Source organism: uncultured Dokdonia sp., assembly GCF_947492535.1.
Lineage (GTDB): Bacteria > Bacteroidota > Bacteroidia > Flavobacteriales > Flavobacteriaceae > Dokdonia.
Window position 1 is genome coordinate 1 of the sequence record NZ_CANLNH010000040.1, and the last position, 1,310, is coordinate 1,310.

At 42.9% G+C, this 1,310-nt stretch carries 1 protein-coding gene; it reads right to left on the minus strand.

The genetic code is table 11. The annotated features are described in order from the left end of the window. Positions 1–1,310: Ig-like domain-containing protein (locus tag Q1A60_RS21450; RefSeq protein ID WP_300008497.1), on the minus strand; the 1,310-nt coding region annotated here is incomplete at both ends.

Below are 1,310 nucleotides of genomic sequence, written 5' to 3' on the forward strand. Positions count from 1 at the left end.
GTTCCATTTGCTGGATCCGTTACTTCGGTTACCTCTACATCTGCGTCTGGATCAAATCCATCATTCGCTAATACATCGATATCAACTGGAGTATCCTCTGGAGTGGTAGCCGTATCATCCATCACATCCTCTACTGGGGTTACTGTCACTACTACTGTAGCTGTCTCTGTTGTTGTTGATCCATCTGGATTGGTGACCGTTACTGTATAATCAAAAGTATCAGTCCCATTAAAATCAGGATCTGGTGTATAGGTCACAGTACCATCTGCATTGATCGTTACCGTTCCATTTGCTGGATCCGTTACTTCGGTTACCTCTACATCTGCGTCTGGATCAAATCCATCATTCGCTAATACATCAATATCAACTGGAGTATCCTCTGGAGTGGTAGCCGTATCATCCATCACATCCTCTACTGGGGTTACTGTTACTACTACTGTAGCTGTCTCTGTTGTTGTTGAACCATCTGGATTGGTAACCGTTACTGTATAATCAAAAGTATCAGTCCCATTAAAATCAGGATCTGGTGTATAGGTCACAGTACCATCTGCATTGATCGTTACCGTTCCATTTGCTGGATCCGTTACTTCGGTTACCTCTACATCTGCGTCTGGATCAAATCCATCATTCGCTAATACATCGATATCAACTGGAGTATCCTCTGGAGTAGTAGCCGTATCATCCATCACATCCTCTACTGGGGTTACTGTTACTACTACTGTAGCTGTCTCTGTCGTTGTTGAACCATCTGGATTGGTAACCGTTACTGTATAATCAAAAGTATCAGTCCCATTAAAATCAGGATCTGGTGTATAAGTCACAGTACCATCTGCATTGATCGTTATCGTTCCATTTGCTGGATCCGTTACTTCGGTTACCTCTACATCTGCGTCTGGATCAAATCCATCATTCGCTAATACATCGATATCAACTGGAGTATCCTCTGGAGTGGTAGCCGTATCATCCATCACATCCTCTACTGGGGTTACTGTTACTACTACTGTAGCTGTCTCTGTTGTTGTTGAACCATCTGGATTGGTAACCGTTACTGTATAATCAAAAGTATCAGTCCCATTAAAATCAGGATCTGGTGTATAGGTCACAGTACCATCTGCATTGATTGTTACCGTTCCATTTGCTGGATCCGTTACTTCGGTTACTTCTACATCTGCGTCTGGATCAAATCCATCATTCGCTAATACATCAATATCAACTGGAGTATCCTCTGGTGTAGTAGCCGTATCATCCATCACATCCTCTACTGGGGTTACTGTCACTACTACTGTAGCTGTCTCTGTTGTTGTTGAACC